Annotated in this window: 6 protein-coding genes; 3 read left to right on the top strand and 3 right to left on the bottom strand. The window is 69.2% G+C overall.

The features are described from left to right. Positions 1 to 431 precede the first annotated feature (431 nt). A complete protein-coding gene (mfd, locus tag RWP81_RS12430) occupies positions 432 to 4,019 on the bottom strand; it encodes a transcription-repair coupling factor (RefSeq protein WP_314456544.1) in 3,588 nt (1,195 codons plus the stop codon). An 82-nt stretch (positions 4,020 to 4,101) separates the two neighbouring features. Between mfd and RWP81_RS12425 the strand changes: the two genes are divergently transcribed. Both RWP81_RS12425 and RWP81_RS12420 read left to right on the top strand, forming a co-directional pair. Beyond that, on the top strand, positions 4,102 to 4,587 hold the full coding sequence (locus RWP81_RS12425) for a hypothetical protein (protein ID WP_314456542.1): 486 nt from the start codon (positions 4,102 to 4,104) through the stop codon (positions 4,585 to 4,587). Between the two features lie 153 nt (positions 4,588 to 4,740). Next, positions 4,741 to 5,238, top strand: a complete 498-nt coding sequence (locus tag RWP81_RS12420) for a hypothetical protein (RefSeq protein ID WP_314456540.1) — start codon at positions 4,741 to 4,743, stop codon at positions 5,236 to 5,238. Positions 5,239 to 5,467: 229 nt separating this feature from the next. On the opposite strand, the gene pth is transcribed toward RWP81_RS12420, so the two are convergent. Both pth and RWP81_RS12410 read right to left on the bottom strand, forming a co-directional pair. Continuing rightward, positions 5,468 to 6,052 (bottom strand): aminoacyl-tRNA hydrolase, encoded by a 585-nt coding sequence (gene pth, locus RWP81_RS12415; protein ID WP_314456538.1) that lies wholly within the window; start codon positions 6,050 to 6,052, stop codon positions 5,468 to 5,470. Between the two features lie 128 nt (positions 6,053 to 6,180). Then, positions 6,181 to 6,816, bottom strand: coding sequence for a 50S ribosomal protein L25/general stress protein Ctc (locus RWP81_RS12410; RefSeq protein ID WP_314456536.1), 636 nt, complete (start codon positions 6,814 to 6,816; stop codon positions 6,181 to 6,183). Positions 6,817 to 7,112: 296 nt separating this feature from the next. Here RWP81_RS12410 and RWP81_RS12405 point away from each other — a divergent pair, with 296 nt between their 5' ends. Next, a complete protein-coding gene (locus RWP81_RS12405; RefSeq protein ID WP_314456533.1) occupies positions 7,113 to 7,238 on the top strand; it encodes a hypothetical protein in 126 nt (41 codons plus the stop codon). Positions 7,239 to 7,356 lie beyond the last annotated feature (118 nt).

Here is a 7,356-nt window from a genome sequence, read left to right as displayed (position 1 = left end):
CATTTGACAAGTGCACGCTGTTGAGTTCTCAAGGAACGGACGCACCCACAGAAAAAGTCTTGCGACCAACCATGAGGCAGTTCACTTCAATTGACCAGCTGCCCAGCACACGATTCCTCAGTGGGACCTCACGAAGAGATCGACCTCGGGAACCGGCCGAACGACCAGAACCAAAACCATACACCATCCGGTGAGGTCTTGGGCCGGTTCACCGCTTGAGAGGACGCGGGGCCTTTCGGGCCGCTCCGCTCTCCCCTGTGGGGCGAACAAGGAATAAGTTACGCGTGAACCGCCACTCCGTCGAATCCACGCCCTCCCCGGGCGTGTCGCGGCCCATACTCCCGGGACGACGCCGGAAGAAGCGAGCGGGCCCGACCGACACGGAGGTCGATCGGGCCCGCTGGGCGGCCGTCGTCAGGGAAGACGCGAGCTCAGGCGTTCGCCGCTTCCGGGGACTTCTCGACGGGCAACGGCCACAGGGCATCGAGGAGCTGGCGCACCCACGCGATCAGGTTCGCGTCATCGGCGTCCTGTGGCAGCGGCACCACCATGGCATCCCCGCCCGCGACGAGCTTCGCCTTCGGGTACAGGCGCTGCAGGCGCACGCGCATGGACTCGGCGAGGTGGGCGGGGGCGATGCGCAGGTTCGATCCCATCGCCACCACGTCGGCGAGTCCCGCCTGCGCAGCACGGCGGCGCAGACGCGCCACCGCGATGAGTCCCTCGACCTCGGCGGGCGGTTCGCCGTATCGGTCTCGGAGCTCCTCGATCACGAGGTCGATGGCGTCGTCCTTCGCGCTTGCCGATGCCGCCGCCGAAAGCTTCTGGTAGGCCTCGAGGCGCAGGCGCTCGCTGTCGATGTAAAACTCGGGCAGGCGCGCGTCGACCGGCAGCTCCAACCGCAGCTCGCTGGGGCCGTCGACGTCGTCGCCGCGGAAGGTCGACACGGCCTCACCGATCATGCGCAGATACAGGTCGAAGCCGACACCGGCGATGTGCCCCGCCTGCTCCGCGCCCAGCAGGTTGCCGGCCCCGCGCAGCTCGAGGTCCTTGAGCGCCACCTGCATACCGCTGCCGAGTTCGTTGTTGACGGCGATCGTCTCGAGACGGTCGGCAGCCGTCTCGGAGAGAGGCTTCATCTCGTCGTACAGGAAGTACGCGTAGGCCCGGTCGCGCCCACGGCCCACGCGACCGCGCAACTGATGCAGCTGCGACAGGCCGTACTTGTCGGCGCGGTCGATGATGATCGTGTTGGAGTTCGAGATGTCGAGGCCCGTCTCGATGATGGTCGTCGACACGAGCACGTCGGCTCGGCGCTCCCAGAAGTCGTCAACGACCTGCTCGAGGGCGTGCTCGCCCATCTGTCCGTGAGCGACGACGATCCGCGCCTCGGGGACCAGCTCCGCGAGGTGCGCAGCGACGCGCTGGATCGATGAGACCCGGTTGTGCACGTAGAACACCTGGCCCTCGCGCAGCAGCTCGCGTCGGATCGCCGCGGCGATCTGCTTGTCGTTGCGGGGTCCGACGTACGAGAGGATCGGATGCCGATCTTCGGGCGGAGTCGCCAGGGTCGACATCTCACGGATGCCGGTGACCGCCATCTCGAGCGTGCGCGGGATGGGCGTCGCGCTCATCGCGAGGATGTCGACATTCGTCTTGAGCTTCTTCAATGCGTCTTTGTGTTCGACGCCGAAACGCTGCTCCTCGTCGATGATCATCAGCCCGAGGTCTTTGAAGATCACTTTCTCGGTCAGGATGCGGTGAGTCCCGATGACCATGTCGACGGTGCCGTCGGTGAGGCCCGCCAAGGTCGACTTCGCCTCTTTGTCGGACTGGAACCGCGAGAGCGGACGCACCGTGACGGGGAAGCCCGCGTACCGTTCGGCGAACGTCTCGAGGTGCTGTTTGACCAAGAGGGTCGTCGGCACCAGCATGGCGACCTGTTTGCCCTCCTGGATGGCCTTGAACGCGGCGCGCACGGCGACCTCGGTCTTGCCGAAACCGACGTCTCCCGAAAGGAGTCGATCCATCGGGATCGGCTTCTCCATGTCGGCCTTGATCTCGTCGATCGTCTGGAGCTGATCGAGGGTCTCTGCGAAGGGGAAGGCCTCTTCGAGTTCCCGCTGCCAGGGGGTGTCGGGCCCGAAGGCGTAGCCCTTCGACGCCATGCGCGCCGAATACAGCTTCACCAGCTCCACCGCGATATCGCGGACGGCCTTGCGCGCGCGGCCCTTGGCCGCCGCCCAGTCGCTCCCGCCCATCTTCGACAGGGTGGGCGCTTCTCCGCCGACGTACTTCGACAGCAGGTCGAGTTGATCAGTGGGCACGTAGAGCTTGTCGCCCGGATACCCGCGTTTCGCGGGGGCGTATTCGAGGACCAGATACTCTTTCGTCGTCTTCACCGCGTTGCGTCCGCCGCTGGAGACCTCGCGCTGCGTGAGCTCGAGGAACTTGCCGATGCCGTGCGTAGCGTGAACGACGACGTCGCCGGGCTTGAGCTGCATCGGATCGACGACGTTGCGCCGCCGCGATGCGAGCTTCTTGACCCCCCGGTTGTCGCCGCTGACCGACCGACCGTAGAACTCGGTCTCGGTGATGACGGCGAACTTCGCCTCGGTGAGCTGGAACCCGCGTTCCAACGGCGCACACACCACGTGAGCGACACCGGGCTCGGGGGCCGTGCGGACGTCGTCGACGCGACGCGCCGCGATACCGCGCTCGGCGAGCACGTCGCGGGCACGATCGACCATTCCGGGTCCGGATGCCGTGACGACGACCGACCAGCCGTCGGCGAGCAGTTGACCGACGTGCGCCGTGGCTCCCTCGACGTTGCCCTGGAAGGACGGCACCGCGTCGGCCTTGACGCGGTGCGCCGACCCGTCGCCGACGACGAGACCTTCGTCTTCGGCATCCGCGGCGCCCGAGTCGAAGGCGCTCAGCTCCCACCAGACGCCCCCACGACCCGCGGCCTTCTCGTGCAGATCGTCGAGCGTCACGAAATCACCGGAGTCGAGGTCGACCGGGGTGTCGGCTCCCGCGGTCGCCGCCGACCACGCGGCCTCGAGGAACTCGCGGTTCGTGTCGCCGAGCGTCGTCGCCCGCGCAAGCGAGCGCTCGGGGTCGACGAGCGCAACGGCGCTGCCCCCCGGCAGGTAGTCGACAAGGGTGATGAGGTCGTCGATCAGCACGGGGATGAGTGACTCCATGCCCTCCGCGGGGATGCCCTCGGCCATCTTCTCGAGCAGTTGCCGAAGACCCGGATAGGCGTCGCGCAGCTCGGCGGCGCGGGCGCGCACCTCGGTGCTGAGCAGCAGTTCGCGGCTGGGGACGAGCGTGACGTCGGTCACCTCGCCCGGAAGCGATCGCTGATCGGCGACGGAGAACGCACGGATCTGGTCGACCTCGTCGCCGAAGAACTCGACGCGGTACGGATGATCGGCCACGGGCGGGAAGACATCGAGGATGCCGCCGCGCACGGCGAACTCGCCACGTCGCGACACCATGTCGACGCGGTGGTAGGCCAGCTCGACCAGCCGCGTCGTCACGGTCTCGAGCTGATGCCCGCGGCCGCCGACGACGAGCTGCACCGGCTCGACGTCGCCGAGGCCGGGAGCGAGCGGCTGGAGGGCGCTGCGTACGGATGCGGTGACGACCAATGGCACCTCTCCGTCCCACGCGGCAATTCGCCGCAGCACGTCGAGGCGCCGGCCGACCGTCTCGGGGCTCGGGCTGAGGCGCTCGTGTGGCAGGGTCTCCCACGCGGGGAAGTGGAGCACGTGGGCGCCGGGGAGGACGGCATCCAATGCCGGACCCAGCGACTCGGCACGACGCCCGGTCGGGGCGATGACCAGCACCGCGCCGGGCCCGCCGGCCGCGCGGCGACGCTCGATCAACCCCGCGATCACGGGTGCGTCGAGGCCGTCGACAAGGGAGAGAGACAAGTCGGCGGATGCCGCGGAAGCGGCCTCACGGTACGACTCAGCCTGCTCGAGGGCGCGAACGATCCCGGGAACTGTCACTCGAATGAGTCTACGCGGGGGGTCCGACATCGGGCCGTGTGTGCCCACGCCCTTGACCGACGACGTCTCGTAGAGTGACGGCATGAGCAGCCCCGGCGTCCCGAACGGTCCGGTCTTCGCCGCGCCGCACGTCGCGCCGCCGGTCGGGACCCTCCTCGCTCCCCCGCCGCCGCGCCGACGCGCCCGACCCCTCGGCATCTGGGCCCTGCTGTCGTCGATCGCCGCCACCGTCCTGGCATCCGCCGTCGGAGGCTTCGCCGCATTCCGCACCGCCCGGGGCGCGGGGCCGGGGCTCGAGACGCTCACGTCGTCGACTCTCGACTGGCGCGTGCTGTCGCCGGTGCGCGATGTCGTCCTCGTCGGGGAGATCTCGTTCTGGGCAGGGACCGTCGTGGGGGTGACCGCGCTCGTGCTCGGCATCGTCGCCACCGCGGTCGGATCGGGACGCGGGGCGGGCATCACGGCCATCGTCCTCTCGGCACTGGGACCCCTGGTGTTCGGCGGCCTCGTCGCCGTCGGCCTCGTGGCGGGACTCGCAACGACGGCGAGCGGGCTCACCCCGGTGTGACCCGCGTCCTCGGGTGCGATACCGCGACGAAGAGGGCGCGTCCAGCCCATCCGGTCCCCGCCCGGGGCTCCCCTACACTCGCGGCAACGGGCGTCGTGTCCGTCATCCGCCGAGCAGGCGTGTCCTGCCTGTCGACGACCAAGGGAGCAACTCGTGAGCACCACACCGCCGCCGCCGGAGCCGTACAACCCGCCCCCCACGCGCAGCGAGGCGCAGCCCGCGCCGGGTGGCTACGCCGCGCCCGCCTATGCGCCCGAGCACCGGGGGCCGGTGTCGAAGAAGCTCGGCATCATCGCGTTCGTCGTCTCTGTCCTCGCCGTCGTCGTGGGTGCGATCCTCGCCTTCGTAGCGGGCGTGCAGACCGGGGGCCTCGGTCAGTACGTCGACTCCTCGACCGGCCAGGTCGACCCCGAATCGCTGCCACCCGGCGCCGAGCAGTCGGCGATCGCGGTCGCCGCGCTGTCTGTCGCAGCCTTCGTCGTCTACGGCATCCTGGGCCTCTGGGGCTTCATCCAGGGCATCATCGCCGCGGTGAAGAACCGCGGCCGCGGGTGGGGAATCGCCGCGATCGTCATCGCCGTGCTCGGCGGGATCATCGTCATCACGGCTCTCGGCGTCGGTGCCGCGGTGGGCGTCGGCTCCACGATGTGACACCGACCCACGACAAGACCCCGGCCTTTCGAGGCCGGGGTCTTTTCTTCGTGTCGCCGCGGAGGCGGAGAGGCGCGGACCGTCAGCGCCGCGTTTCCAGGGCGGATGCGCGCCATCCGTCGCGCGGGCACCCGTCGGTTCGACGGGCTCGGAGACCTCCATCGCGACGTAAGACCCGATGTCGGCTCCCTCGACGGGCTCAGGGACCTCCGGTCTGTCGAGCCGGGTGTCAGGCGCGGGGAGCGTGAAATCGCTGTTGCGCCGAGACCAAGCCCTCGTCGACGAGCAACTCGACGGCATCCGCGGCATCCGACACGAGGATCGGCAGGGTCTGGCGCTCGGTCGAACCGAAGGGGTCGAGCACCCAGTCGGCGGGATCCTGACGGCCCGAGGGACGGCCGATACCCACCCGCACCCGCGGGAAGTCCGCGGTGCCGAGCGCCTTGGCGATGTCGCGCACGCCGTTGTGGCCGCCGTGACCACCGCCGATCTTGAGCTTGATCGTGTCGTAGGGGATGTCGAGCTCGTCATGGACGACGACGACGTGATCCGCCTCGACGCCGTAGAAGCGGGCAAGCCCCGCGACCGGGCCGCCGGAGACGTTCATGAAGCAATTGAGCTTGGCGAGGACGAGCTTCGCGGCCCCGGGCCGGAGCCACGTTTCGACGACGCGCGCGTTGGCCTTGTGGGCGCGAAACGCCTCGCGGCGGCGGCCGGCGAGCTCGTCCATGACCATCTGGCCGATGTTGTGCCGGGTCGCCTCGTACCGTGGGCCGGGGTTGCCGAGACCGACGATGAGCCAGGTGTCTGCCATGGCATCCATCCTTCCGCAGGCGCGAACCGGGTCCGCGCGCGTGTATCGGGCGGCGAGACCCGGACACAGAGAACGAGGGGGCGCGAAACGCGCCCCCTCGTGGTCGGCGGGCCGCGGCCCGCCTGAGATTACTTGTCGTCGCCCTCGGCGGCCTCGGCCTCTTCGGACTGCTCCTCGGCGATTTCGGCGTCGGCCTCGGCGATCTCCTCGTCGGCGGCGAGCGTGTCGAGGGGGACCGAAACACCGATGATGAGGGTCTCGGGGTCGGTCACCAGCGCGGCGCCCGCGGGCAGCTGCAGGTCGGCGGCGGTGATCTGCGTGCCGTCCTCGGCACCCTCAACCGAGACCTCGACGTTCTGCGGAATGTGCGTGGCCTCGACCTCGAGCGACACGGTCGTGTTCTCGAGGTTGGCGATGGTGCCGGGGAAGGGCTCGCCGATGACGGTGACGGGAACGTCGACCTGGACCTTCTCGCCCTTGCGCACGACGATGAGGTCGATGTGCTCGATGATCTGGCGCACGGGGTCTTTCTGCACGTCCTTCACGAGGACGAGCTGGCCCTTGCCCGCGATGTCGAGGTCGAGCAGCGCGTTGGCGCGACGGATGAGCAGCGCGACCTGGTGGCCCGGCAGCGCGACGTGCTGGGGCTCGGTGCCGTGACCGTAGATGACGGCCGGGATCTTGCCCGCGGCGCGCAGACGACGGGCGAAGCCCTTGCCGAAGTTCTCGCGGAGCTCCGCGACGACCTTGTTGTCTTCCGACATGATGTTCTCCTCGCGAGCGCTCGGCCCGCAGCTTGTGAGCGGACGTGGGCCCGCACCTGTGTGGTCTGGATTCGACTCGAACGCGAGCGCGTGAGGAAAGCCGGGGAGCCTGCTTCACTGCGTCGATCACGGATGCCACCTGCACCGTTCGGTGCGCGGCAGTCCCTCGCCGAAGTTCCCCGGAAGTCTACCAGTGCCCCGGCGTCGGCACGACCCGCATCGAAGCGACCGCCCCGGCACGAGCGCCGTACGCGCGACGGTAGGATCGAACGGCCACACCGACCCGGAGGATCATCATGGACAGCGGCTTCTTCTCTCACGTCGTGCTCTGGGTCATCGGCGGTATCGCCGCGATCGGCTTCGTCGGCACGGTCGGCGCCCTCTTCACGATGGGGCGCAACGCGGGGTACAAGAAGCACTGACCACGGCCGTCTCCCCCGGGGGACGCGCCCGGGGTGTCGCGCTCGACCGTCAAGCGAACGAGAGCACGACCTTCGACGACACGGACGAGTCCGCGGCGGTCGCGAAGGCCGCGAGGGC

Source organism: uncultured Microbacterium sp. (assembly GCF_963521695.1).
Taxonomy (GTDB): domain Bacteria; phylum Actinomycetota; class Actinomycetes; order Actinomycetales; family Microbacteriaceae; genus Microbacterium.
The sequence above is the reverse complement of the archived record's forward strand: the minus strand, read 5'-3'. Positions and strand labels throughout refer to the sequence as shown.

Excerpts from the sequence above, each read along its gene's own strand:
- RWP81_RS12425 (WP_314456542.1), top strand. The coding sequence starts at position 4,102 with ATGAGCAGCCCCGGCGTCCCGAACGGTCCGGTCTTCGCCGCGCCGCAC.
- pth (WP_314456538.1), bottom strand. The coding sequence starts at position 6,052 with ATGGCAGACACCTGGCTCATCGTCGGTCTCGGCAACCCCGGCCCACGG.
- RWP81_RS12410 (WP_314456536.1), bottom strand. The coding sequence starts at position 6,816 with ATGTCGGAAGACAACAAGGTCGTCGCGGAGCTCCGCGAGAACTTCGGC.
- RWP81_RS12405 (WP_314456533.1), top strand. The coding sequence starts at position 7,113 with ATGGACAGCGGCTTCTTCTCTCACGTCGTGCTCTGGGTCATCGGCGGT.